A 23,895-nucleotide genomic window follows, 5' to 3' on the forward strand; every position below is an offset into this window, starting at 1 on the left:
TCCCGGGCCGCCGCCCACTGCCTGTACCTGCACCACCTGGCCCGGGCCGAGGTGGCCACCGCCCGCCACTGGAAGCAGTACGCCCGCGCCCTTCCCCCGGACCCCGGCCCGCCGGAGCTGCTGCCGCTCCCGGTCAACCTCGAAGGGGCGCTCGCCGCCTCGGTCATCTGGACCTCCCCGCCCATCACCACCCAGGACCTCACCGCCCTGCCGGCGCCCGGCCGCCCGGGCGGGGGCCGCCACCGGCTCGGCGCCCGGCTGCGGAGGGCCGTCGCCGGGCTCGTGCCGGAGCAGGACCCGGACCTCGGCGAGGTGTTCACCCCGGGCCCGCAGATCGCGGTCGCAGTGGCCCGGCACGCACAGCTCGACCCCGCCCGCCTGACCCAGGCGGCCAACGCCTGGGCGCTGGAAGCCCAGCGCCCCCCGCAGGCACCCCGGGCCCCCCGCCGTTCCGCGGGGGCGCGGCGCGCTCCGGCCGCGCTGGAGGCCGTACACCAGGCGCTGCGCGTGCTGGAGGTGGTGGGGAGGTTCTCCGGCGGGGTGAGCCTCGCGCAGATCGCCCGGCTGACCCGGCTGCCGCAGCTGGTCCTCGGGCGGGTGATGGAGCGGCTGGTCCGTGCGGACCTGGCCACCCCGGTCGGCCCCGGCGCCTACGTGGCGGGCACGGCCCTGGCCCTCACCGGGACCGCCGGGGGGCCCGGCCGGCTGCACGAGACCCTGGCCTGGGTCCGCGACGCGGTGGGAGCGGCCGTGTACCTCGGCCGGTACAGCGACGGCGAGGTCGCCGTCACCCAGTACGCCGACTCGCCCACCGCACCGCCCGTGGAGGAGTGGGTGGACTTCCGTGCGGCCGCGCACGCCTCCGCGGTCGGCAAGGCGCTGCTGACCCAGCTCCCGTACGCGGACCGCAAGGACCACGTGGCCCGGCACCGGCTCGACCGGTTCACCCCGCACACCCTGACCAGCGAACGCGACCTGTTCCGCGAGCTCGACGCCCGGATGCCGCACGAACCGCTGCTGGACCTCCAGGAGTACGCCATCGGCACGGTGTGCGCGGCAGTACCGATCACGGCCGGCCCGAACGCGGAGTGCCTGGCCCTGTCTATGCCGGCCCCCGACCCGCGGCGCCTGCGGCAGGCGGCCGGGATCCTGCAGAGCGAGGCGGCCGCGGTCCTCCTCGCGCTCATCGTCTCCGGAGGTTCGCCGCCGCAGCCGCGGACCACGGGGGAGACCGCCCCGGGCGGGGGACACGGCCCGGGGGTGTGCCGTCACGGAGCGGACGGCACCGACAGAGCCGGCCGGTGCCCCTCGGGGGTGTAGCGGGCCCGTCGCCGGTCACGGCGGGTGCCCCGCAGGGGACAGCGGGCACCCGCCGTGGGGCCGATCGAAGGTAAATCGCCCCAACATCCCATCCTTTGATTGCTTCTGACCGATCCGGTTCATATGGTCCTCAGGCACTCGACGTTGGCTGTTCCCCGCCCCGCGCGACCACCGGAGGTCCGTATGCCCATGACCGGCCGCAAGTCCCACTCGATCCTGGCGGCGGCAGCGCTGCTCTCACTCGGATTCCCCGCGGTGGCCGCTGAAGCGGCCGAGGGGGCGACCTGCTTCGGGCGGGTCGCGACGATCACCGGTTCCGGAACGGTCAACGGAACGGAGGGCGACGACGTCATCATCGGGTCGGCGGCGGCCGACACCATCGACGGCAAGGGCGGCGACGACCTGATCTGCGGCCTGGCCGGCAACGACTCGCTCGCCGGAGGGCTCGGCAACGACCAGGTGGACGGCGGCGACGGCAACGACCTCGTACGCGGTGACCTGATCGGCACCAGGGCGAGCGTGGACGGCGGCGGCAACGACATCGTCTTCGGCGGCGCGGGCGACGACCGCGTCGGAGGCGACAGCATCTCCTTCGGCGGCAGCGCCACGGGCGGCGGCAACGACATGGTCTTCGGCGGGGACGGCAACGACCACCTGGTCGGCGACAGTCGGGGCGGCATCAACGCCTCCGGCGGCGGCAACGACATCGTCGACGGCGGTGCCGGCGACGACAGCATCACCGGCGACTCCTCCGCCGAGGCCACGGCGACCGGCGACGGCAACGACGTCCTCCTCGGCGGCACGGGCACGGACGCGCTCATCGGCGACGGAAACTCGGGCCACAGCGCCCGCGGCCGCGAGGGGAACGGCACCCCCTCCGCCTCGCGTCCGAAGCCCGCGGTCACCCCCGCGCCCGCCCCTGCGCCCGCCCCGGCCCCCGCGGACGCGGCCACGGGCGGCAACGACGTCATGGACGGCGGTGACGCCGCGACGGACTCCTGCGACGGCAAGGGCGGTTCCGACATCTCGCTCGCCTGCGAGATCACCGCGAACGTTCCCTAGCGGTTCTGTCCGGGGAGGCCGTGGCCGGGTGACGCAGGTCCCGACCGGGGGTCCTGAACGGGTGAGGGCCTTCCGGGTCCGGTGCGGATCGTGACGTCCACACCGACCGGAAGGCCCTCGGTCAGGCGTCCTGCCCGCGCACGCACTCGATCAGGTAGTCGCCGTTGTCGGGGTCGACGGTGACGCCGTGCGCCTCGCTGCGGAAGCCGGGGAAGGCCCGGTCGAAGGCCTCCAGGGCGCGCAGGTAGCGCAGCAGCGGGCCGTCGTCGGTGCCGGTGGACTCACCGGGCATGAGGACCGGGATGCCGGGCGGGGTGACGGTCACCATGGCGGCGGCGACCCGGCCGGCCGCCTTGCGGAGCCGGACCCGCTCCGTCCCGCCGCGGATGAGCTGCTGGTAGCAGTGCCGGGGCGGGGCGACCGGCTCGGGCAGTTCCCGGAAGGCCGTGTCGAGGGCGTCGATGAACGCGCCGTCGGTGAGGTGCCGGTGCATCTGCCGGCACAGCGCGCCGAGCGTGGTGCGGGCGTAGCGCCGGGGGAACTGCTCGACGAGCTCCGGGAGGACGCGGTCCAGCGGGGCGTCCTCGTCGTACAGGGCCTTGAAGTCCATCAGGGCGTCCATCAGCGTGCCCCACTTGCCCTTGGTGATGCCCATCGAGAACAGCACCAGGGCGGTGTAGCTGTCGGTCTTCTCCACCACGATGCCGCGGGCGGCCAGGTACGCCGTGAGGATCCGCGCCGGGACGCCCCACTCGGCGGTTTCGCCGGAGGCGGTCACACCCGGGCAGGTCAGGGTCACCTTGACCGGGTCGAGGAGGCAGTACCCGTCGGTGAGGCCGGGGAAGCCGTGCCAGGCGGCGCCGGGTTCGAGCTGCCAGCAACGGGGCTCCCGGCTCAGCAGCGCGGGCGGTGCGTCCTCGAAGGCGGTGCGCTCGCCGGTGGCCGGGTCGATGACCGTGTCGGGCTGCCAGACCCCGAAGAACCAGGCCGGCCGGTCTCCGGCGGCCGCGATCCGCCGGCCCGTCCGGACGACGGCCTGGCGGAACCGGACGGCCTCGGTCACGGCCTCGTCGATCAGCCACTGGCCTTGGGAGCCGTCCATCATCGCGGTGGCCACGTCGAGGGAGGCGATCGCCGGGTACAGCGGGGAGGTGGTGCCGTGCATCATGAACGCCTCGTTGAAGCGCTCGTGTTCGACGGGCGCCCGGGGCGCCGCCTTGACGTGGACCATCGCGCACTGGGAGAGCGCGGCGAGCAGCTTGTGCGTGGAGTGGGTGGCGAAGACGGTGGGCCGTCCGGGCCCCCGCCCGTCGGTCTCGTCAGGAAAGGTGTCCTGGCCGACGGCCATGCCGTAGCGGCCGGCGTACAGCGGGTGGAAGCGGGCGTACGCGAACCAGGCCTCGTCGAAGTGCAGGCGCGGAGTGCTCGGGGCGAAGGCGCGGGCGGCGGCCACGGTGTCGTAGCACAGGCCGTCGTACGTCGAGTTGGTCAGCACCGCGTACTGGGCGTCGCGGGACACCGCCCCGGCCGTCAGCGGGTTCGCGGCGATCCGGGCGGCGACGTTCTCCGCGGTGGTCTCGGCCGGCGGCAGGGGGCCGGCCAGGCCGTAGCCGTTGCGGGTCGGCACGAGGTAGACGGGACGGGCGCCGGAGATCACCAGGCCGTGCAGGATGGACTTGTGGCAGTTGCGGTCGACGAGGGCGATCTCGTCGGTGGTGACGCTGTAGTGGCCTACCATCCGGTCGGCGGTGGAGTCGCCGTGCAGGACGAAGTAGGTGCGGTCGGCGCCGAAGACGCGGGCGGCGTTGCGCTCGGCCTCGCCGATCGGGCCGCTGTGCTCGAAGAGGGAGCCGAGTTCCCCGACCGAGATCGACAGGTCGGTGCGGAACAGGCGTTCGCCGTAGTAGTCGAAGAACGCCCGCCCGGCGGGGGACTTGAGGAAGGCCACGCCGCCGGAGTGGGCGGGGGTGTGCCAGGAGTACTCGTGCGCGTCGTCGAACCGGCGCAGGGCCTTGAAGAACGGCGGCAGGACGTCCTTGTGGTAGTTGCGGGCGGCCGTGCCGACGCGGCCGGCGATGAAGGACGGCGTGTCCTCCAGGGGCCAGATGTAGCCGACCACGGTCTCCGAGACCCACAGGGGCAGCCGCTCCAGGTCCTGGTCGGAGTCGTCGGCCATGACGAGGAAGACCGGCAGGTCCTTGAAGCGGCGCCCGATGTGGCGGAGCACGTCCCCGCCGCCCCCCTCCTCGGGGGAGCCCGAGGGGCCGGGCGGGAGGTCCCAGGCGACCACGGCCGCCGCGAGCCCCGCCTCCGTGCGGAGCGTGGCACGGGCGTCACGGGCGTTGGCCGCCCAGCGGAGTTCCAGTCCCTGGTTTTCCAACTCCTTTCCGATACGGCGGAGTTGTTCGGCGCTGACGCCGCCTCCGAGGGGGTTCTCACGCAGTGCCAGCAGGACCGTGCCGTTCGCCATGTGCCGTTGCCGTTCGCTCATGTGGAGTCGGAATGACGGGAGTTCCGTCGTCGGCAGTCTTCCGGCAGGCCCGGGCCCCGTTCCCGGTCTCCGGCGCTGCTTCACCCGCAGGTGGGGCGTGCGGAGGGCCGCCCTTGACCCGCGGCGGGTACGGCGGCGGCCCTCCGGTGGCCGTGGCGCCACTGCGCCGCGCGCCGGGCGTTCGGTGGTGCTAAGGGCGTACGGCGGCGGCGTGTTCGAGGACGGCCCGGACCTCCGCGGCGATCGCGTCCTCGTTGTGCTCGAACTCCGACCCGGTCAGCGTCTGCGGGTCGGCCGGGAGACCGGTGAGCACCGGGGTGTGCAGGTGGCCCCCGGGCACGTGCGGGGCGAGCTCGGCCCGCAGCCGGTTGGAGCGGTAGGCCACCTCGTTGGAGAGGTAGCCGCCCCCGCCGCCCGCGACGGCGCGCGAGCCCGCCGTCGGGCCGTCGGTCCGGTCGACGGGGGCGGTGCCGCCCGCCGGTATCTCGGTGACGGCCGTGTTCAGGCGCACCGGGAACGGCGTCTGCACGGCTGCGGTGACCGCGTCGGCGGGCAGTGTGGTGCGGATGAACTCCGGGCCGGGGGCGAGGCCCGGGGCGGTCACCGGATGCTCGCGGGTGCCGCCGGAGAGGCTGCGCGTGTTGTCGGGGTACGGGTCAGCGGACCGGGAGCGGCCGGCCCAGGCCTCCAGGGTGAAGGTCCCGGGATAGCCCTGGCTGACCGTGGTGATGAGGTCCGCGGGCGCGGGGCCGCCGGCCAGCCGCGGGGTGAAGGCGCGCTCGACGACGCCGGCGTCGAAGTCCGCGTACCGCACGGGGAGTACGACGGCCCGGACCTCGGCGGTGCTGCCGTCGGCGAGGGTGATGCGCCGCCCGTTGAGCCGCAGGACGGCGGAGCCCGAGGGGTTGGCGCGGCGGATCTCCGTGTCGAGGCCGAAGGGGTCGAAGCCGCTGACGAAGACGCGGCGTACGCCGGGGGCGGAGCGGAAGGCGTTGTCCTTCAGGCCGCGGGAGGCGTCCTCGAAGCGGCTGCGCAGGGCGCTGCGGTCAACGGTGAACGGCGGCTGCCAGCGGGCCAGTTCGGCGGTCATGGCGAGGCGCGCCCAGTACAGCGGCCGGTCGTCGCCGGCGGGGAGGTCGCCGCCGGGCCGCCGACCCTGGGCCCGTTGGACCGCGGCCTGCCAGAGCGCGGTGCCCCAGGCGTCGAGGAGCCGGGAGGCTTCCGCCGGGTTGCGCGTGCTGCACAGGGCGGCGGGGAAGCGGCGTACGAAGTCGCCGAATCCGCCGCGCTCGACGAGTGCGGCGGTACGGGGGTCGGCGAGCCGGGCCTGCTCCGGATCGGGGGCCGCGGCGGAGGGCGGGCGGCAGGCGGCGGAGCCGTCGTCCGCGTGGGCGGGGGCGACGACGGCGGTGGACAGGACGGTGACGAGGAGGGCCGCGACGGATGCGGCGCGCCGTAAGGACATCATGCGATGTGACATTACAAAGCCCTCGTGGCCGCCGACAGCCACCCCTCGGCCCGATGCGGACACCGCCCACGGGAGAGTGAATCACCCGCCTCCGCGGCCGACTGGTATGGGATGGGCCCCGCACACCCCTCACTCGATGGGAGATCCTCATGAAGATCCGTACCATGGTCGCCGCAGCGTCCCTGGCCGTCTGCGCGGCGCTCGGCGCGGCCGGATCCGCCGTCGCCGACAGCACCGCCAACGGCGCCGCCATCGGTTCGCCGGGCGTCCTGTCGGGCAACGTGGTCCAGGTACCGATCCACATCCCGATCAACATCTGCGGCAACAGCATCAACATCATCGGCGCGCTGAACCCGGCGGCGGGCAACCTCTGCATCAACGCCTGATCCCCGGGCAGTAGCCACGCACGCCGTGTGCGGTGCCACCGGACCCGTCGGGTGGCACCGCTCACGCGCGAAAGCACTCCGGTCCGGCGGCCGCCATCCGCTCCCGAGGAACTGTCAGACCCCGTTCCTAGCATGACGTTCATGAGCACCTCGCACGGCGATCCGGCCGCCCAGACCCTGCGCACCCTCCTCGCCCTGCCCCGGCGGGCGTCCGGCGGGCCGGCCGCGCCCGGCGCCGCCGGCCGGGCGGTGGAGGAGGCACGCCCCGCCCGTACCGCGGCCGCCGCCTTCGAGGCCGCCGGCGGGGCCGACGAGGACACCGCCCGGCTGCTGGCCGCGCTGGTACGGGACCACCTCGGCGGATCCGCCGAGCGGTGGCTAGGCCTCCACGACACCCTCGCCGCCCACCGCGGGACCCTTCCCGAACTCCTCGCCGCCGCCCCGCGGCCCCTACCGCCCGCCGCCCCCGGCGAGATACGGCCGCCCGCACCCCGCAGCGTCCACGCCACCCTGGCCCTGCTGCTGGAGCACGCCCGGCCCGAGGACGCCGCCGCGGCCCTGGCCGCGCTCCCCGACCACAGCCTCGACGCGCTGCTCGCCACCGGCGCCCTCCCCGGGCCGACCGTCACCGCCGCCGTCGTGGAGCACGGGGACGCCCGCACCCGGGTCGCGCTCGCCCGCCACACCCGCCTCGACAGCCGGGTGCTGGCCCGGCTGCTCGACAGCGCCGACCCGGCGGTCGGAGCCGCCGTCTACCGCAACCCGCGCACCACCCAGTCCCTGCGCCGCACCCTCGCGCAGCGCCTCCACCAGGTGCCCATGGACGCGCAGCTGTACGCCGAACTCACGGCCCGCGGCACCGACCTGCCGAGCACCTGGCTCGCCCCGCTGCTCGTCTCCGGCGACCCACGGCTGACCGCCCGCGCGCTGACCGCCGAAGTCCGCGGAACCGCCCAGCAGTACGCCCTGGCCCGGGTCTGGGAGCGCAGCGGCCCGGACGGGGTGCGCACCGTCCTCGACGACCCGGACGCCGCGGCCCGGCTGACGCGACCGACCGCCTCCGCCGTCGCCGAGGCCCTCGCCGCGGACGACGGGGAAGGGGAAGGACTGCGCCACCTGCGCGAGCGCGGCGAGCCGTACGAGGACCCGGCACGACTGCCCGCCCTGCTGACCACCACGCGCGGTACGAGCACCCTGAAGACCCTGCTGACCGAGCCGTACGTCCAGGACGCCCGGGCCCTGGCCGAGGCGCACGCCGCGTCCCCGTTCATGCCGAGGGCGAGCGAGGAACTCGCCCGTCACGAGGCGGCGGACGACGCCCAGCGGCTGGCGTTCCGACTGAGCGCCCTCAACGACCCCTGGCAGAAGAGCGCGAGACGCGTCGGCAACACCGCCCCGCCGGGGCAACGCCTCGCCGAGGAGGCCCTGGACTACAACGCCGCCCGGTGGGCCGAGGGCATGGCGGCGGCCGGCCTGCTCGACCCGCTCGACCTGGTCCGCACCGGGCACCCCGCCGTGCACGCGCTCGGCGCACTCGCCCGGCTCGCCGAGCGGAAGCTGCTGACGGACACCGCCCTGGGCGAACTCGCGGAGCTCACCGACCGCCGGCTCGGCGAACGCCCCGAGGCCTGGGCCGCGTTCGCCACCCTCCTGCCCGGGCACCCCGGCACCCTGGCCGAGGTGATCGCGGAGGCGGGCAACGCCCCTGCCGCGGAGCACCGCGACGGTGACGGGGACGAGGCGGGCGAGGGGGAAGCCGACGAGGCCCACGGCCCGGCCGCCGGCCGCTGCGAGACGGAGGCGGCCGCACCGCCCGCCGCCCCGCGGTCGCCGGCCGAGCGGGCCGCCCTCGCCGCCCTCGACCTGCTGCGCACCCTCGCCCCCGGCGACGTCCCACCGCCCGCCGACCCCGGCGCACTGCGGTTCCTCGCCCACTCCCAAGGAGCCGGCCTCCCCGCCCTCGCCGCCACCCCGCAGTGGCTCGTCGACGCCTGCGCACCGCACGGCATCACACCGCCCGGCGAAGAACCCTGGCCGACCGCACCCGGCCGCGCCGCAACGGCGCAGGCCCTCGCCGCCGCCACGACCTGGGCGAGCGGTGTGCAGCACCTCGAACTCGCCCACGCCGCGGGACTGCTGCCGGTGGAAGACATGGTCGCCCTGCTTCCCGCACGTTTCCTGCTGGACCTCCCGTACGACTGGCGCCGCCTCGGCTTCGCCCACGCCTGGCGGGAGGGCACGGCCCGCCTCCTGCGCACCGAACTCGGCACCGACCCCGAGGCCTGGCTGCGGCTCGCGGCCACGGCGGAGGCCGAGGCCGAGGCCGAGGCCGGCGGTGACCGCACGGGCGGGGGCGGACCCACCTGGCCGGACCTGCTCCGCCTCGCCCGGTCCGCAGACACGGCGGTCCCCGGGCACCGGCACCTGGAGCGCAACGGCTGCGCCGCCCCGCGCACCCCCGACGAGGCGATCGAGCTGGGCCGCAGGGCCAGCCTCGGGTGGCCCTGGGCGATCGGCACGCTGCTCTGCCTGGCCGACGCGGATACCGTCGACGCCGTCCTGCCCCGCCTCGGACCGGACGGCCCCTGGAAACTCGCCTCCTACGTGCAGCGCCACGACCGCACGCCCCGGTTCGTGGTCGACCGGCTGCTGGCCGGGCGCGATCCGCAGGCCCTGCGGGTCCTCGCCTCCGGGATCCAGCGCCTGTCGGACTGGGTCCCCGGCCTACTGGCCGACCTCGGCGACCCGGACGTCGACCTGGTCCTCCTGCGCATCGGCGTACCGCCGCACCTCGCCCGCCGGATCGTGGGCCGCTCCCGGCCGGGCACGGGGAAGCCCGGAGAAAACCTCGGAGCACGGGTGCGGGACGAACTGCGGGCCGGCCCGGCGACGGGCACGGGCACGGGCACGGGCACGGGCCGGGAGACGGGTCCGGCGGGTGGCATCCGCTGGCTGGCCTCGGCCGAACCCGAACTGATCGAGGAGGTCTTCGCCCGGCACGGTGACCTGAGCCTGCTGCACCAGGTCGTCGGCTGCCTGCACCTGGCCGAGCACGGCGGCCCGGACCGGCTCGCCGCACTCGTCGGGCGCGGCGTACTGGGCCGGGCGGTGACCAGCCTGTGCGTGAAGGCACTGCAGGCCGGGGATCCGGTCGCCGTGCTCCGCGCCCGCGCGGACCGCGAACTGGCCCCGGCCAAGCTGATCACACGGCTGCGCCGGCACTCCGGGGCGTGGCAGAGCACCGGTGCCGTGTGGAGCGCCCCGTACGACGTGGACTGGCAGGCCCTGGAGGCCGCACACGAGGAGGATCCGCTGCCGCAGTGGTCCTCCCTCGTCAACCATCCCGACGCCCCGACCGGACTGAGGCTCCGCCATGCCGGGCTCGTGCACGAGCCCGGACCGGAGGGCCTGCCCGACGGCCCCGAGCTGACCCGGGCGCGGGCCCGCCACGGTCTGGGCACGCTGTGGTCCTGTGCGCTGACCACCCAGCTCGACGGGCTCCTGGCCTCCGGCCACCTCGGGGCGGCCGACCTACTGCACCAGGTCGCCCCGGCGGCCCGGGTCCTCGCCTACCTGGGCGGTGCGTCCCGCCGTACGGACGCCCCGGCGGCGGCGGCCGAGGCGCTGGCCGAACTGACGGCCCTGGTCGGGACCCGGCTGGGCACCGACCCGGAGGCCTGGGAGCGGATCGTCGGGCGACTGACCGGCCGCGACCCGCAGTGGGACGGCATGTCGACGGTGGCCGCACTGTTCGCCTGACGGGCCGCTACGACACCCCCCGGATGCGACGGACCAGCACCGATCCGGCCAGGGCGAGGGTGCCCGCGAGGGCGTACAGGGCCGTGTAGCCCCCCAGGTGGGTGACCACCGGGGCGGCCACCGCCGGGGCCAGGACCTGCGGCAGGGCGTTGGCGATGTTGAGGACGCCGAGGTCCCTGCCGTGGTCCGCGGCCGTCGGCAGCACGTCCGTGAGCAGGGCGAAGTCGACCGCCGTGTAGACGCCGTAGCCGATGCCGAGGACGAGCGAGGCGACGATCGCGCCGGTCCAGGTCTGCCACCCGGCGAGGAGCAGGGTGGCCGCCGAGATGACCAGCCCGGATCCGATGACGTAGGCCTTCCGCCGGCCCGAGCGGTCGGACAGGACACCGCCGACGACCACCGTGGCCAGGACGGTGGCCGCGTTGAGGGCCGTCAGGACCAACACCCCCTCGTCCGCGTCGCCTTCGTACCGTACGGCGTCGGTCAGGTAATACAGCAGGTACATCGTGCTGACCGAGTACGACAGGTTCATCAGGAACCGGGTGAGCCAGGCCCACGCGAAGTCGGGGTGGCGGCGCGGGTCGATCCGGAAGCCGGCCAGGAAGGCCCGCCCGCGGAAGACGGGCCGGTCGGCGGGGGCCAGGCAGGTGTCACCCCGCAACAGCACGTACGGGACGGCCGCCAGCAGGGCGAACGCCGCGCAGGCGGCGTACCCGGCGGCGATCCCGCCCGCGGACGCGGCCAGCGCGGTGCCGAGCAGGATGCCCGCGACCTGGGAGACGCCGAGCCAGCCCCCGACCAGCCCGCGCTGCCCGGGCGGCACCCGGTCGGGCACGGCCGCGGTCAGCGCGGCGAACGCCGCGTTCAGGCCCAGCTGCGCCAGGCACCAGCCCGCGGTCACCGCGGCGATGCTGCCGGCCCGGGCCAGGGCGAGCAGACCGGCCGCGCCGGCCGCGACGCCGCCGACCACCCAGGGGATCCGCCGGCCCGCCGCCGCCGTCGTACGGTCGGACAGGGCCCCGAAGACCGGGTTCGACACCATCGACACGGCTGCCCCGACGCCCGTCACCAGGGCGAGGGCCGAGGCCTTGGCGTCCGGGGCGAGGAGTTCGGCCTGGCGGGCGAGGAGCAGTTGCAGCGGGCCGAACCAGCCCACCCACACACCGAGGTTGGCCAGCGACAGCGCCGCCACCCACGGTCCATCGACCCCGCCGAGCCGGCCGGCCCGGCCGGGCCGGGCTTCGGTCCCACCCCGGCCGGCCAACGTGCCGGCTCCGTCGGCCGGGCCGGCCGGACCGGCCGGGCTGTCCGTCGGGCCGGCGGTCATCTGCCGCTCTTGATCACGGCGCGGTACCAGTCGTACGAGTCCTTGGGCGTCCGCTCCAGCGTTTCGTAGTCCACGTGCACGAGCCCGAACCGCTGTCGGTACCCCTCCGCCCACTCGAAGTTGTCGAGGATCGACCAGATGAAGTAGCCGCGGACGTCGACGCCCTGCTCCATGGCCCGGTGCAGGGCCCGCAGGTGCCCCTCGTGGTAGGCGATCCGCCGCGCGTCGGCGACGCGTCCCGTGGCGGGGTCGGGCCCGTCGCCGTACGAGCAGCCGTTCTCGGTGACGTAGAGCGGCGGCAGCCGGTCGCCGTAGCGCTCCCGCAGGCCCACCAGTAGCTCGCGCAGCCCGTCCGGGACCACCGGCCAACCGAAGTCGGTCTGCTCGTACCCCTCGATCGGGCGGATCCCGAACGGCAGGTCCGCCGGGATGCCGATCCCGCCGAAGGCGGTGGCGGCGCCGTCCGGCTCCGGCGCCCCCACCAGCATCGGGTTGTAGTAGTTGACGCCGTACCAGTCGAGCGGGGCCGAGATGGTCCGGAGGTCCTCCGCCACCGGCCCGGGCAGGAGCGCGGCCAGCCCCTCGTCCGGATAGGCGCCGGTCAAGACGGGGTCGGCGAAGAGGCGGTTCGTGAGCAGGTCGTACAGCCCGGCGGCCGCTCGGTCGGCGTCGGTGTCGCCGGCGGTCCACACGGGGCTGTGCGAAGCCGCCACGCCGATCCGGCGGGCCCCGGCGGCGCGCAGGGCCTGTACGCCCAGGCCGTGCGCCAGCAGCTGGTGGTGGGCGGCGGGCAGGGCGTCGAAGACCAGCTGCCGGCCCGGGGCGTGCTCCCCGAGGCCGTAGCCGAGGAGGGTGACCTCGGCGGGCTCGTTGATGGTGATCCACAGGGGCACGCGGTCCGCGAGGCGCTCCGCGACCACCGAGGCGTAGGCGGCGAACCGTTCGGCGGTCTCCCGTGCGAGCCAGCCGCCGCGTTCTTCCAGGGCGAGCGGGGTGTCCCAGTGGAAGAGGGTGGGCACCGGGGTGATGCCCCGGGCGCAGAGCTCGTCGACGAGCCGGTCGTAGAAGTCCAGCCCGCGCGGGTTGACCCGGCCGTGGCCGTCCGGCAGGACCCGCGACCAGGAGACCGAGAACCGGTAGGCGTCGACGCCGAGCCCGGCCATCAGGGCCACGTCCTCGCGGTAGCGGCGGTAGTGGTCGGTGGCGGTGTCGGCGTGCGAGCCGTCCTTGATCCGTCCCGGTTCCCTGGTGAAGGCGTCCCAGGAGGAAGGCCCCCTGCCGTCGGCCGAGAGGGAGCCCTCGATCTGGAAGGCGGAGGCGGAGACCCCCCACACGAAGTCCGGGGGGAAGCGGGGGAAGCCGGCAAGGGGTGCGGGGACGGGCGCGGTCATACGGGCTCACTTCGGTCGCCGGGGTGCAGGGTGCTGTGCGTGCTGTGCGTGCTGTGCGTGCTGTGCGTGCAGTGCGTGCGGTGCGGTGTGGGCTGTGCGCTGTGCCACCCGCACTGTTGGGCCCCGGAGGCCGCCGTGTCAATGGAAAGTGAACATTCCTCAGCTTCTCGCGTCGGCCCGGGTCACCACCAGCGGCGGCCGGACCCGCTCGGCCGCCCAGTCGTGCGCCCGCACCAGGGCCGGGTCGGCGAGGCCGAGCGCCTCGTCCACCGTCGGTCGCTCCTGGACCAGGTCCCCGAAGTCGCAGCGGTCCAGCAGCGCCGGCAGCAGGGACACGGGCCAGGCGTGGTTGCGCACCTCCTGCCAGGACCCGTCCGTGCGGCGCAGCCGCAGGGCCAGTTCCCCGCCCGGACGGTACGGACCCCCGGGCGCCCTCCCGCCGCTGCCGATCCGCAGCGACGCGTAGTCCAGACCGGTGCAGTCGGGATCGGTGCTCAGCAGCACCAGCGGGGCACCCGGCCGGAGCAGTCGGCGGATCTCGGTGAACACCGCCAGCACCGCCTCCTCCGTGGCCAGCGAGGCGAGCACGTGATTGCACATCACCGCGTCCGCGCACTCGTCCGGGAGACCGGTCACCCGGCCGTCCTCGACCAGGTGGAACTCCGCCACCGCCCCCGCCCCGCTCCGCGCCAGCGCCAGCATCTCGGGGGAGGTGTCCACGCCCACCACCCGTGCGCCCAGCAGCCGCGCCGCCCGGTCGGCCACCCGCCCGGGCCCGCAGCCGTAGTCCACGAGGACCGAGCCCGGCCCGACCCGGTGGGACAGCGCCCGGAACACGAAGGGGTAGCCGAGCAGCCAGTCGGTGGCCGCCTCCACTGCCGCGAACGCCTCGGCCCCGGCAGCCCCGGACCACGTTCCGCCTCCGGCCTCCGGCGCGGGGCGGCTCCGTCCGTCTGATCCCGCTGATCCCGCTGATTCCGCTTCCTTGCTCACAGCACCCCACTATCGGCCTGCGGCCCCGGCCCGGTGCGGCGGCACGCCCGGCCTCTTCGCACGCTGCCACCGGCCGTGACGGCACGGGCGCCGCGGGCACGATCCAGGCCCAGGAACGGGCCCCGGCCACTGACCCGGGGGCGGGCCGGGCGTTCCGCCGGGCGTACGCGGACCGGACCGCGGCTGACGACGGACGGCCGTACGGCATCCGGGCGACCCGGAACGGCGTCTGCGCGAGGGCTACCCGTACCGGGTCGAGCGGCACGATCAGGAGGTCCGGTCGCGGGCGGCGGCCGTGCGGCGCTCCTGACACACCGGCCGAGCGGCCCCGGACACGGGTGTCACGGGGCGCCCGGGCCGGCTTCGGGTTCGGTGGTGCCGTCGGTGCGGGCGGCGAGACCGGCGAGGTCCAGCGCACGCTCCATGGCGGGCAGGTCCAGCTCACCGGCCGGTACCCGGCCCGCCAGCTCCTCAAGGGTCCGGCGCCCGAGGCGGTAGCCCTCGGCGGCCGCGGTCAGCTCCGCCGCCTCGGAGGCCTCCAGGTGCAAATCCCCGAAGAGCTCCTCGCGCACCGCGAAGCGGCTGATCCCGCAGTCGAGTCCGTCGTCCTTCAGGTCCTCGGGGTACGGGGCGCGGGCCCAGGCCCCGTTCTCGTACCAATAGACGCAGCCCAGTTGCCAGCCGTCGAGCAGGTCGCGCAGCGTCTCGTACGGGAGCCAGTCCGGGCCCCCGGCCAGCATGTCGACGGGCGGCTCGTGCCACTTGACGCCGCTGGACTCGTCCTCGCCGTAGAGCACGTAGCGGCCGCCGCCCAGCGACTCCATCGCCCACCAGGTGCAGCCGCAGTCGTCGAGGCGCAGCCCGGACCCGTCGACCCAGGTGCCGGTGCGGTGGACCCCGCGGTCCTCGTCCTCGGTCCTCGCCGACAGGACGGCGGCCAGGGCCCAGCGCGCCCAGAGCACTTCTGCCGGGGGCAGGTCGCCGGGCTGTCCCGGGCGGTTGATCGTCATGGGGTCCTCACTGTTCGTGGCGGTGGTGGCCGGCTCGACATGATCGTAGACATCGGGCACGACGATCCCTCGGGCGGCAGCCGTTCGTATGCTGATCCGCATGGTGCGACTGGAGCGTCTCAGGATCGGACACGCCGATGCCCTGCTGGCCTTCGAGCGGGAGAACCGGGCCTACTTCGCGCGGTTCGTACCGGACCGCGGGGACGCGTACTTCACGGACTTCGCCGCCCGGCACCGGGCCCTGCTGGCGGAACAGGACGCCGGCGTCTGCCACTTCCACGTGGTGCTGGCCGATGGCGGCGCCGGGGACGGTGAACTGGTCGGTCGGGTCAACCTCGTGGACGCCGCCGGGGGGAGCGCCGAGCTCGGTTACCGGATCGGCGAGCGCGCCGCCGGACGGGGCCTGGCGACGGCCGCGGTCGCAGAGGTCTGCCGCTCGGCCGCCGACGCGTACGGACTGTCCTCGCTCACCGCTGTCGCCGCCGTCGACCACCCCGCGTCCCGGGCCGTGCTCGTGCGCAACGGCTTCACCGAGACCGGCCGGACCACGGCCGCCGGCCGCCCAGCCGTCACTTACGCCCGCAGCCTCACGCCCCGGCCGTGACCGCCCCGGCGCGGTCACGGACCGCACCCCGGGCAACAGCCCGTACGCAGTGCGGGCCGGCTAAGGGGCGGGTGGTTCCTGGGCGAACGTGACGACGGCTGCCAGGTCCGCGCCGGCCCGGAGCAGCGCCACGGTCCGTGCGGCGATCAGGTCGAGGCGTCGACGCAGGACGCGGCGGGCATCTTCTCGACCGTCGAGCCGGTGCAGGGAGTCCACGACCTCGCGCACCGCGGCAATGCCGTAACCGCTGCTGCGGAGGGCCGTGACGATCCTGGCCGCCCTGATCGCCGGAAGGCCGTAGCGACGTGCTCGCAGCGACGTCACCCGCTCGGGGGAGACGAGCCCTTCCTGCTCCCAGAACCGCAGGGTCGAGGTGCGTACACCGAGGGCTCCGGCGAGCTCCGTGATCGTCATGGCGTCACGCTCCTGCTCGAAGCCGGCGGTGTGCGCTTCGGCCTCGATCGCCTCCAACGCCTGCAGGGCGCGCAGGGATTCGTCGCGCTCCCGGGCGAGCCGAACGTGCACACCGTTGATCGACGAGGCGGCCTCCGCGATCGTTCCCGTTCGCAGCTCCGCGAGCATCCGCCGGGCTGCGACGGGCCCCACGGCACCTGCGAGTCCTCGATAGGCGCGCAGGGCCTGCACGTGGATCGGCGCGTAGGCGCGGTAGCCGCTGTCCGATCGGGCGGCCGGGGGAATGACGCCCAGCCGTTCCAGGTCGCGCACCTGTTGCAGCGAGTACCCCGACTCCCTGGCCACATCGATCGTTCTGAGCCGTACCCGTTGGGAACCGTTCACCGGCCCGGACATCGCCAACCCCACATCAGCACTTGAAGGTGATGCTTGAACCATGAGTATGGAACAGATCATCGCGACCGTGCGTCGCTTCGACGGCGCGCTCGTGCTCGTCCCGGGACCGGGGAGCGACTTTCCCGAACCCGCGTGGGGCGACGCGTTCTTCTACTACGCCCCCGACGGCCGGGTGCCGCACCGCGTGCAGCCGTACGGGACGATCGTCACCAAGGACCATCCCGGCGACACCGCTTCCGACCTCGACCCTCCTGGCCGCTGGCGGGTGAACGTCCACGTCGACCGTGCGACGTTCCGGGAGCTCACCGGAGAGGAGCCGCGCAGCCTCCGCCGCCCCCGCGACCACGCAGCCGTCGACAGCGTGCTGCCGCATCCGGTGTACGGCGCGGTCGGCTGGATCTGCGTCGTCAATCCCGGTGAGAGGACGACGGACACGGTCGTGCAGCTCCTGCGCAGCGCCCACGACGCTGCTCGTGCCCGGTTCGAGCGGCGGCGCGAACCGGGAGGACCGCCGAAGAACGCTTGACCTCGACTTTGCTTCAGGTCTTACGGTTCTCGAACCGGCGATCCCCAGGGGGCTGCCGGACGACCACTCACGAGGGGGAAGCCGACCATGGCGACACCGAAGCCGCTGACGGCACCGCAGGACCAGTCCGACGCCGAACTCGCCGCGCAGCCGGCCGCGTACTGGACGGGGGTGGCCCACGAAGCGCTGATCGCCTTCACCCGGGCCCGGCAGGCCGAACTCGGCTTCACCCAGCCCCAGTACTGGCTGCTGCGCAACCTCTCGGAGCACGACCTCTCGCCCGACGGGCACGGCATGACCGTCCCGGAACTCCGTCGGGCCATGGCCGGCTACCTCCGTCCGGAGGACGACCTGGGGGCCGAGGCGGAGACCCTGCTCCGGCAGGGGAGGCTGACCCGCGACGGCGACGGCCGGTTGTGGATCACCGAGGCGGGGGAGGAGGCCCGTACCCGCATCAAGGCGCACGCCCCGACGATCCGCGCCCGCATGCACGAGGGCATCGACGACGCCGACTACGTCACCGCGTTGAAGGTACTCCGGCGGATGATCCGGAACACCGGGGGCCGCCTGCCCTGAGGCCACCGGCGGGCATTCCGCCCGGGCCCTCGGGCGTCGGTCCCGGAGACGGCCGGACCGTTCCCCCCGGCCGTCTATACGATGGCGTACGCATCACGGGCGCGGGTGAGGAGAAACGGATGGGTGCGACGCGGACTCCGCGCGGCAGGTGGATCGAGGAGGGCCTGCGCGCCCTCGCCGCCGGCGGACCGGAGGCCGTCCGGATCGAGGTGCTCGCCCAAGCCCTCGGGGTCACCAAGGGCGGCTTCTACGGCTACTTCCGCAACCGGGAGGCGCTGCTGGCCGAGATGCTCGACACGTGGGAGGAGGAGGTCACCGAGAAGGTGATCGAACGCGTCGAGAGCGCCGGCGGTGACGCCAGGGCCAAGCTGGACCAGCTGTTCACCATCGCCGCGACCGCCGAGGAGCCCGCGATGACCGTGGCCGCGGACCTGGCGGTCCGCGACTGGGCGCGGCGCGACGAGGAGGTCGCCCGGCGGCTGAAGCGCGCGGACAACCGGCGCATGGAGTACCTGCGCTCCCTCTTCCGCTCCTTCTGCCCCGACGAGGACGAGGTGGAGCTGCGCTGCATGATCACCTTCTCGCTGCGCATCGGCAGCCCCTTCATCGCGGCCGACCACGCCGGCCGCACCCGGGCCGAAGTCATGCAGCTGGCCAGGCGCCGCCTCCTGAGCCGGCCGGTCAACTCCTGAGCCGGCGTTACAGATCCTGAGCCGGCGTGTCACCTCGTGAGCCGGCCGGTCACACCCTGGGCAGGCCCGTCACCTCCCGGGGCGGCGGGGCCGACAGGCCGGCCACCCGCCGGCTCCTCACCCGCCGCCGGCGAGCCGGCGTTCGAGGGGCGTGCGGTAGCAGGGGGTGACGCGGGTGTCGGCGAGGAACGCGGACAGCCGTTCGGTCTCGGCCCGTACGGCGGCGCGGGCCGCGGGGCCGGGATCGGTGAGCAGGTGGTGGACGATCCGGCCGTCCGCGCGCTGGGCCCAGCCGCCGATGATGCGGCCGTCCCACCACACGGTGGGGCCGATGTTGCCGTTGCGGTCGAAGAGGTGCGCGGTGTGTGCCGGGTCCAGGTACCAGCCGCGGTGCCGCCAGCCCATCGCCGTCGGGTCGAGGCCCGGCAGCAAGGCGGCCGCGGGCTCCGTGGCGGGCGGTTCCTCGTCCGGGTCCCCGTGCAGGACGTAGCCGGTGCCCTCGTCGAGGGTGACGGCCCGGGCGCCGGTGGCGGCGAGGGCCTTGCGGCTGTCGGTGACGGTCCAGCCGGTCCACCACTTCAGGTCGTCGAGGGTGACCGGCCCGAACGCCCTGAGGTAATGGCGGGCCAGGACGGTCCGCGCCGCGGCCGGGGGCAACTGCGGCAGCGGCCGGGCCGGCGCCCAGTGGAACTGCGCGGAGGTCCACGACCCGGCCGGCCGGGTCCGCCGGATGCGGCCCTCGGCGGCGAGCACACCGAGTACGGGGGTACTCGCCCGCTGTCGGGTTTCGTACGGCTTGCCGGGGGAGACCACGATCTGCTCCCGCAGCGCGGGCACGTCGGCGGCCAGCTGGGCGGCGGTCGCCCGGCCGCGCGCCGCGAACGCCGCCAGGACCTCCTGCTCCACCGCGGCGTAGCGCGTCTCGTCCCAGCCGAGCTCCGTGCGGAGCCGGGCGGCGGCCTCGGCGCGGTGGCGGCCGGCTCCGGCACCCGCGGTCGCGGACTGCACGGCCGGGGCCAGCGCGGCCGGTACGACGAACATGGTGCGGCGCATGCACCGTATGCGCTCCAGCGCCGGGCTCCCGCAGGCGGACCCGGCCTCGTACAGGGAGCCGTCGATGGCGGCGGCCGTGGGCGCGCGCATCCGGGCGGCCGCGGCGAGGAACACGGTCGCCGGGTCGGTGGCGTGCAGGCCGACCAGGGCCTCGGCCACCGCCTCCGCGGTCTCCTCCCGGACGGAGGGTGCCAGGCGGTGGCGGAGCACCAGGCGGGCACGGCGCCCGGCGGCGGTGATTCGGGGCAGGTCGGCCATGGCGGTGCTCAGCGGACGACCTTGATGCCGAAGTGGGTGCCGAAGCCCAGGGCGAGGCCGATGGCGCTGTGCAGGTGGGCGTACATCTCCATGCCGCGGGCGGACACCAGCGGCCCCAGGTCGAGGACGTCCTCCCAGCCGTACGCCTCCAGCAGGTCGACGGCGTGCTGCTTGGCATCGGCGTGTTCCCCGGCGACGAACATGGTGTGCGCGCCGCCGCCCACCGCCTTCGGGTCGACGACGGTCGCCTGCTCCTGCGTGACGAAGGACTTCACGACCTTGGTCCGCGGCAGGGCCCGCTGGATCTGCTCGCCGAGGCTGTCGGTGTCGCAGGGCTCCATCATCGGCATCACGCCCCACGGCGTGGGCCACGGGTGCTCGACGTCCGGGTCGTACACGTACGGGACGGCATAGTCGATGAGCGTCTTGCCGGCGAGGGCGCCGGAGATCGCCGACAGTGCGGCCACGGCGCTGTGCCCGTCGATGCCGTTGATGACCACCTCGTCCGCGGCGGCCGCCGCCTCCCCGAACGGCAGCAGGGTGAGGCCGGGGTGCTCGGCGAGCCAGGTGCGGAACGGCGGGTTGCCCATCATGTCCGGCTCGGTCCGGGCCGTGGTCGCCCGGGGGTCCCGGGTGCCGACGAAGACCTCGTGCCCGAGCCCGGCGAGGCGGGCGGCATGCGGGCGAGCGCCCCCGCCGGTACCGAGAACTGCAATTTTCATGGGAAACCTTCCGATTCGTTCCTGCGGACGGACCCACCGTAGGGAGATTTCAGGACAGGGTGTGTCCTCTGACTCGGGCACGATGGGATCCATGACGAGCGAAATGACCGCCCGGATGCTGCGCCTGCTGTCCCTGCTGCAGACCCGCCGGGAGTGGTCCGGCGCCGACCTGGCCGAGCGGCTGGAGGTGACCGTCCGGACCGTGCGCCGGGACATGGACCGGCTGCGCGAGCTCGGCTACCCCGTGGAAAGCGCCCGCGGGCACGCCGGCGGCTACCGCCTGGCCGCCGGTACCGAGCTGCCGCCCCTCCTCCTGGACGACGACGAGGCCGTCGCCATCGCCGTCGCCCTGCGCACCGCCGCGGGGGGCCTGACCGGCATCGAGGAGACCGCCCTGCGGGCCCTGGCCAAACTCGAACGGGTCCTCCCGCGGCGGTTGCGCGGCCGGGCCGCCGCCCTGCAGACCGCCCTGACCGGCATCGTCTGGGAGGACCGCGGGCCGCGGGTCGACCCGGCCCTGCTGTCGGTGCTCGCCACCGCATGCCGCGACCACGAGATCGTGGCCTTCGCGTACACCGCCCGGTACGGGGCTCCTGCCGGCGGGGACGGGAGCGCCGTACGGCGTCGCGTCGAGCCCTGCCACCTGGTCGCCTCCGGCAACCTGTGGTACCTCCTGGCCCACGACACCGACAGGGACGACTGGCGCCTCTTCCGTCTCGACCGCATCAGCCAGGCCACCCCCACGGGCCGGCGCGCCGCGTCCCGAACCGTCCCCGGCGGCGATCCCGCCGCGTTCGTCGCCGCCCGCCTGTCCGCGGTCCCCACCCGCCACCGGGCGGTCGCCACAGTCCGCGCCCCGGCCGACGACGTCCGCGCCCGGATCCGGGGCCTGGGCCCGCGGGTCCACCCCGTGGACGCCCGGACCTGCCGCGTCGACGCCTCCGACGACTCGCTGACCCGGATCGCTCAGACCCTGGCCGGCCTCGACGCGGACTACGACCTCGACGCCGACCCCGACGTCCTCGCGCACTTGCGGACCACTGCCGGCCGCCTCCTGCGCGCCGCGGGCTGAACCGCCGGCCCGGTTCACCCGGGCCCGGCCTCCCCCGGCGGACCGTTTCCCACCATCGGACGGAATGACGGTCCGCCCCGGGTGGAACCGGCCGCGGGCTGCCGCTGCCCCGGGCCCGGGGCGTGCACAGTGGGGGACCCACCTCCGGTGCGGGGACGTGACGCCCGGCGCCGGTGCGTGCCGGGTGGCCGCCCCGCGCCGCCCCATTCCAGGAAGGGTCGCACCAGATGCCGTTCGCGACGGGCGTGCTCCCCACCGTGCTCCCCACCGTGCTCCCAGCAGCGCTGTCCGCAGTGCTCTCCGCCGTACTGTTCCTGGCGCCGGCGGGCCGACCCCCCGCCTCCGGCCCCCCGCCCGCGCCCCGCCACCTGCCCCGGTCCGCGCCGGGAGCCGTACCCGCGTCCGCGCCGGGAGCCGTACCCGCGTCAGCGCCGGGAGCCGTGTCCGGGGTCGGCGCCGTGCCCGTGGGCACCCTCGCCGCGCCGTACGACAGGCAGCCCCTGCACCCGACCGCCCTGTTCAGCGTGAAGGCCCCGCACAACGCGGCGGCACAGGAGTTCAGCGTCTCCACCACCCGGATCTCCCGCGTCGCCGTCTACCTCGCCAGTACGGCCGCCACCGGCAGGGTGACCGTGCAGATCCGCCGCGACAAGGCCGACGCCGCCTCCGTCCTCGCCTCCCGGACCGTCACCCTGGAGTCCCTGGGCGGCGCCGGCGCGGGCTGGCTGGAGTTTCCGCTCGGCGCCGACGTCACTCCCGGAACCACCTACCACCTGTACCTCCAAGCCACCACCACCGAGAGCAAGACCATCGCCTGGTACGGCACGACCACCAGCGTCCCCGGCTCGCTGACCAGCTGGAACTACGACAGGCCGTACTGGGGCGGCTGGCACGCCTCCCCCTCCTCCCGGCTGGCGTTCCGGGTGAACCCGCCCGACACCGACCGCTGCGGCGAGACGGAGCCGTGCTACGTGCCCACTTCGGCGCTCGCAGCACGCACCGCAGGACTGCTGTCCAACGGCACCGCCACCGAGGCCGTACCGCCCTCCTTCGCGGTGGGCGCCGCGTACGTCGACGGCAGCAACGTCCTGACCCTCCCGTCCGGGCGACGCCGGTACCTACCCGCCGGGGCGCAGAAGTCCGCCGTGGTACCGGCGGACGATCCCGGCGCGCAGGCGCAGATCGCCGAGAGCCGCGCCTGGCTCGCCGCCGGCCGGGTCCCGGGCACCACCGCCGACCGGCGGGCCGCGGCGCAGCGCGCCCTGTTGTCCATGCGGGCACTCCTCCAGCCGAACGGGGCCTTCGCCGCGGCCTGGTCGCCGCCGTGGGAGTACTCGTGGCCCCGCGACGGGGCCTTCGCGGCCGTCGCGTTCGCCGCCACCGGCCATGACGAGGAGGCCTACCGGATCCTGCGCCACGACGCCGACACCCAGCGCGCGGACGGGACCTGGGAGGCCCGCACCAAGCTGGACGGCAGCGGCCCGCCGGACACCCGGGCCTGGCAGCTCGACGGCAACGGCTGGGTCCCCTGGGCCACCTGGCACTGGTACCGGACGGCGCCGGCCGTGGACCGGGACGAGCGACTGCGCCTGCTGTACCCGATGGTGGGCCGGGCCGCCGACCACGCGGCCGCCAGCCTCGACGCCGACGGCCTACCGCCCGCCTCGCCCGACTACTGGGAACTCGGCACGGACGCCCCCAACATCGGCACTGCCGCCCCGCTGCTGGCCGGCCTCAACGCCGCGGCCGACCTCGCCGACCGGCTCGGGCACGCCCAGGACGCGGACCGCTGGGCCCTCGCCGCAGGGCGGCTGTCGGACGGCATCGCCGCCTCCTTCGCCCCGCTCGGCTACCCGCGCACCGCCGACGGGGCACACGGCCGCGACAGCGCGGCCGCCTTCATGGCACCGCCGATCAACCGGGCCCCCGCCGACCTGCGGGCGGCGCTGGACTCCACCCACCGGGCGCTGCTGCTGCCCAACGGGGGGCTCTCGCCCGGCAACGACCCCGGGTTCAGCTGGGGCTCGTACGCCTGGACCGCCAGCACCAGCTTCTTCGCGCTGGCCTGGGCCCACCTGGGCGAGACCGGGAAGGCGCACGGCGTACTGGACTGGGTGCTGTCCAAGCGCAACGGCCTCGGTGAACTCCCGGAAACCGTCAACGGATCCGGCCACCCCTCGTCCGTCGCCCCGCTCGGCTGGACCGACGCTCTGCTGCTGATGACGGAACTCGCCCTGGAGGGCAGTCCGCTGCCCGCGCCGCCGCTGCGGGCGGCCCGGGCCGGGGCGCGGTAGCGGCGCGCCACGCGTGCCAGCAGGCACGCGTGGGTGGCCGCACGGCGAACGGGCCCGGCCCCGGCTCCGCTCCCGGGCCCC

Annotated in this window: 18 protein-coding genes and 1 pseudogene; 10 read left to right on the forward strand and 9 right to left on the reverse strand. The window is 75.1% G+C overall.

Annotation, left to right across the window (positions count from 1 at the left end; genetic code table 11):
• Positions 1-480: 480 nt before the first annotated feature.
• Both ACFV7Q_RS19705 and ACFV7Q_RS19710 read left to right on the forward strand, forming a co-directional pair.
• Positions 481-1,191: pseudogene (locus ACFV7Q_RS19705) on the forward strand (IclR family transcriptional regulator C-terminal domain-containing protein); the annotation flags it as partial.
• 318 nt (positions 1,192-1,509) lie between these two features.
• Positions 1,510-2,382, forward strand: a complete 873-nt coding sequence (locus tag ACFV7Q_RS19710; protein ID WP_385429984.1) for a calcium-binding protein — start codon at positions 1,510-1,512, stop codon at positions 2,380-2,382.
• 121 nt (positions 2,383-2,503) lie between these two features.
• On the opposite strand, the gene ACFV7Q_RS19715 is transcribed toward ACFV7Q_RS19710, so the two are convergent.
• Together ACFV7Q_RS19715 and ACFV7Q_RS19720 are read right to left on the reverse strand one after the other, a co-directional pair.
• Positions 2,504-4,852, reverse strand: coding sequence for an Orn/Lys/Arg decarboxylase N-terminal domain-containing protein (locus ACFV7Q_RS19715; protein WP_385430012.1), 2,349 nt, complete (start codon positions 4,850-4,852; stop codon positions 2,504-2,506).
• 211 nt (positions 4,853-5,063) lie between these two features.
• Positions 5,064-6,341, reverse strand: coding sequence for a pyroglutamyl peptidase (locus ACFV7Q_RS19720; protein ID WP_385429986.1), 1,278 nt, complete (start codon positions 6,339-6,341; stop codon positions 5,064-5,066).
• A 149-nt stretch (positions 6,342-6,490) separates the two neighbouring features.
• Here ACFV7Q_RS19720 and ACFV7Q_RS19725 point away from each other — a divergent pair, with 149 nt between their 5' ends.
• Together ACFV7Q_RS19725 and ACFV7Q_RS19730 are read left to right on the forward strand one after the other, a co-directional pair.
• Positions 6,491-6,727 carry a chaplin gene (locus tag ACFV7Q_RS19725; protein ID WP_385429987.1) on the forward strand — a complete coding sequence of 79 codons (237 nt, stop codon included), beginning with the start codon at positions 6,491-6,493 and terminating at the stop codon, positions 6,725-6,727.
• 141 nt (positions 6,728-6,868) lie between these two features.
• On the forward strand, positions 6,869-10,486 hold the full coding sequence (locus tag ACFV7Q_RS19730) for a hypothetical protein (RefSeq protein WP_385429988.1): 3,618 nt from the start codon (positions 6,869-6,871) through the stop codon (positions 10,484-10,486).
• Positions 10,487-10,493: 7 nt separating this feature from the next.
• On the opposite strand, the gene ACFV7Q_RS19735 is transcribed toward ACFV7Q_RS19730, so the two are convergent.
• From ACFV7Q_RS19735 to ACFV7Q_RS19750, 4 genes are all read right to left on the reverse strand, one after another.
• On the reverse strand, positions 10,494-11,813 hold the full coding sequence (locus ACFV7Q_RS19735) for an MFS transporter (RefSeq protein WP_385429989.1): 1,320 nt from the start codon (positions 11,811-11,813) through the stop codon (positions 10,494-10,496).
• Positions 11,810-13,204: a GH1 family beta-glucosidase gene (locus tag ACFV7Q_RS19740; RefSeq protein WP_385429990.1), complete on the reverse strand. Its 1,395-nt coding sequence runs from the start codon at positions 13,202-13,204 to the stop codon at positions 11,810-11,812. Before ACFV7Q_RS19740 ends, ACFV7Q_RS19735 begins: the two co-directional genes overlap by 4 nt.
• A gap of 159 nt (positions 13,205-13,363) precedes the next feature.
• Positions 13,364-14,080, reverse strand: coding sequence for a class I SAM-dependent methyltransferase (locus ACFV7Q_RS19745; RefSeq protein WP_385429992.1), 717 nt, complete (start codon positions 14,078-14,080; stop codon positions 13,364-13,366).
• 458 nt (positions 14,081-14,538) lie between these two features.
• Positions 14,539-15,207: a hypothetical protein gene (locus ACFV7Q_RS19750; protein WP_385429993.1), complete on the reverse strand. Its 669-nt coding sequence runs from the start codon at positions 15,205-15,207 to the stop codon at positions 14,539-14,541.
• 100 nt (positions 15,208-15,307) lie between these two features.
• Between ACFV7Q_RS19750 and ACFV7Q_RS19755 the strand changes: the two genes are divergently transcribed.
• A complete protein-coding gene (locus ACFV7Q_RS19755) occupies positions 15,308-15,811 on the forward strand; it encodes a GNAT family N-acetyltransferase (RefSeq protein WP_385429995.1) in 504 nt (167 codons plus the stop codon).
• Positions 15,812-15,871: 60 nt separating this feature from the next.
• Here the strand turns inward: ACFV7Q_RS19755 and ACFV7Q_RS19760 are convergent, their stop codons facing one another.
• On the reverse strand, positions 15,872-16,621 hold the full coding sequence (locus ACFV7Q_RS19760; protein WP_385429997.1) for a MerR family transcriptional regulator: 750 nt from the start codon (positions 16,619-16,621) through the stop codon (positions 15,872-15,874).
• Positions 16,622-16,667: 46 nt separating this feature from the next.
• Here ACFV7Q_RS19760 and ACFV7Q_RS19765 point away from each other — a divergent pair, with 46 nt between their 5' ends.
• From ACFV7Q_RS19765 to ACFV7Q_RS19775, 3 genes are all read left to right on the forward strand, one after another.
• On the forward strand, positions 16,668-17,147 hold the full coding sequence (locus tag ACFV7Q_RS19765) for a DUF6194 family protein (RefSeq protein WP_385430014.1): 480 nt from the start codon (positions 16,668-16,670) through the stop codon (positions 17,145-17,147).
• Between the two features lie 87 nt (positions 17,148-17,234).
• The gene (locus tag ACFV7Q_RS19770) at positions 17,235-17,723 is read left to right on the forward strand and encodes a MarR family transcriptional regulator (protein WP_385429999.1); all 489 of its coding nucleotides are present in this window, start codon (positions 17,235-17,237) and stop codon (positions 17,721-17,723) included.
• Between the two features lie 119 nt (positions 17,724-17,842).
• The gene (locus ACFV7Q_RS19775) at positions 17,843-18,415 is read left to right on the forward strand and encodes a TetR/AcrR family transcriptional regulator (RefSeq protein ID WP_385430001.1); all 573 of its coding nucleotides are present in this window, start codon (positions 17,843-17,845) and stop codon (positions 18,413-18,415) included.
• A gap of 117 nt (positions 18,416-18,532) precedes the next feature.
• Here ACFV7Q_RS19775 and ACFV7Q_RS19780 read toward each other — a convergent pair whose 3' ends face one another.
• Both ACFV7Q_RS19780 and ACFV7Q_RS19785 read right to left on the reverse strand, forming a co-directional pair.
• A complete protein-coding gene (locus ACFV7Q_RS19780; RefSeq protein WP_385430002.1) occupies positions 18,533-19,726 on the reverse strand; it encodes a winged helix DNA-binding domain-containing protein in 1,194 nt (397 codons plus the stop codon).
• An 8-nt stretch (positions 19,727-19,734) separates the two neighbouring features.
• Positions 19,735-20,448, reverse strand: coding sequence for an NADPH-dependent F420 reductase (locus ACFV7Q_RS19785; RefSeq protein ID WP_385430004.1), 714 nt, complete (start codon positions 20,446-20,448; stop codon positions 19,735-19,737).
• A gap of 91 nt (positions 20,449-20,539) precedes the next feature.
• Between ACFV7Q_RS19785 and ACFV7Q_RS19790 the strand changes: the two genes are divergently transcribed.
• Both ACFV7Q_RS19790 and ACFV7Q_RS19795 read left to right on the forward strand, forming a co-directional pair.
• Positions 20,540-21,520 carry a helix-turn-helix transcriptional regulator gene (locus tag ACFV7Q_RS19790; RefSeq protein ID WP_385430005.1) on the forward strand — a complete coding sequence of 327 codons (981 nt, stop codon included), beginning with the start codon at positions 20,540-20,542 and terminating at the stop codon, positions 21,518-21,520.
• 227 nt (positions 21,521-21,747) lie between these two features.
• On the forward strand, positions 21,748-23,814 hold the full coding sequence (locus tag ACFV7Q_RS19795; protein WP_385430007.1) for a hypothetical protein: 2,067 nt from the start codon (positions 21,748-21,750) through the stop codon (positions 23,812-23,814).
• The last annotated feature ends 81 nt before the right edge of the window (positions 23,815-23,895 follow it).

Origin of the sequence: Streptomyces sp. NPDC059851 (assembly GCF_042732005.1) — a bacterium.
Taxonomy (GTDB): domain Bacteria; phylum Actinomycetota; class Actinomycetes; order Streptomycetales; family Streptomycetaceae; genus Streptomyces.

Excerpts from the sequence above, each read along its gene's own strand:
- ACFV7Q_RS19710 (WP_385429984.1), top strand. The coding sequence starts at position 1,510 with ATGACCGGCCGCAAGTCCCACTCGATCCTGGCGGCGGCAGCGCTGCTC.
- ACFV7Q_RS19715 (WP_385430012.1), bottom strand. The coding sequence starts at position 4,852 with ATGGCGAACGGCACGGTCCTGCTGGCACTGCGTGAGAACCCCCTCGGA.
- ACFV7Q_RS19720 (WP_385429986.1), bottom strand. The coding sequence starts at position 6,341 with ATGATGTCCTTACGGCGCGCCGCATCCGTCGCGGCCCTCCTCGTCACC.
- ACFV7Q_RS19725 (WP_385429987.1), top strand. The coding sequence starts at position 6,491 with ATGAAGATCCGTACCATGGTCGCCGCAGCGTCCCTGGCCGTCTGCGCG.
- ACFV7Q_RS19730 (WP_385429988.1), top strand. The coding sequence starts at position 6,869 with ATGAGCACCTCGCACGGCGATCCGGCCGCCCAGACCCTGCGCACCCTC.
- ACFV7Q_RS19735 (WP_385429989.1), bottom strand. The coding sequence starts at position 11,813 with ATGACCGCCGGCCCGACGGACAGCCCGGCCGGTCCGGCCGGCCCGGCC.
- ACFV7Q_RS19740 (WP_385429990.1), bottom strand. The coding sequence starts at position 13,204 with ATGACCGCGCCCGTCCCCGCACCCCTTGCCGGCTTCCCCCGCTTCCCC.
- ACFV7Q_RS19750 (WP_385429993.1), bottom strand. The coding sequence starts at position 15,207 with ATGACGATCAACCGCCCGGGACAGCCCGGCGACCTGCCCCCGGCAGAA.
- ACFV7Q_RS19755 (WP_385429995.1), top strand. The coding sequence starts at position 15,308 with ATGGTGCGACTGGAGCGTCTCAGGATCGGACACGCCGATGCCCTGCTG.
- ACFV7Q_RS19760 (WP_385429997.1), bottom strand. The coding sequence starts at position 16,621 with ATGTCCGGGCCGGTGAACGGTTCCCAACGGGTACGGCTCAGAACGATC.
- ACFV7Q_RS19765 (WP_385430014.1), top strand. The coding sequence starts at position 16,668 with ATGGAACAGATCATCGCGACCGTGCGTCGCTTCGACGGCGCGCTCGTG.
- ACFV7Q_RS19770 (WP_385429999.1), top strand. The coding sequence starts at position 17,235 with ATGGCGACACCGAAGCCGCTGACGGCACCGCAGGACCAGTCCGACGCC.
- ACFV7Q_RS19775 (WP_385430001.1), top strand. The coding sequence starts at position 17,843 with ATGGGTGCGACGCGGACTCCGCGCGGCAGGTGGATCGAGGAGGGCCTG.
- ACFV7Q_RS19780 (WP_385430002.1), bottom strand. The coding sequence starts at position 19,726 with ATGGCCGACCTGCCCCGAATCACCGCCGCCGGGCGCCGTGCCCGCCTG.
- ACFV7Q_RS19785 (WP_385430004.1), bottom strand. The coding sequence starts at position 20,448 with ATGAAAATTGCAGTTCTCGGTACCGGCGGGGGCGCTCGCCCGCATGCC.
- ACFV7Q_RS19790 (WP_385430005.1), top strand. The coding sequence starts at position 20,540 with ATGACGAGCGAAATGACCGCCCGGATGCTGCGCCTGCTGTCCCTGCTG.
- ACFV7Q_RS19795 (WP_385430007.1), top strand. The coding sequence starts at position 21,748 with ATGCCGTTCGCGACGGGCGTGCTCCCCACCGTGCTCCCCACCGTGCTC.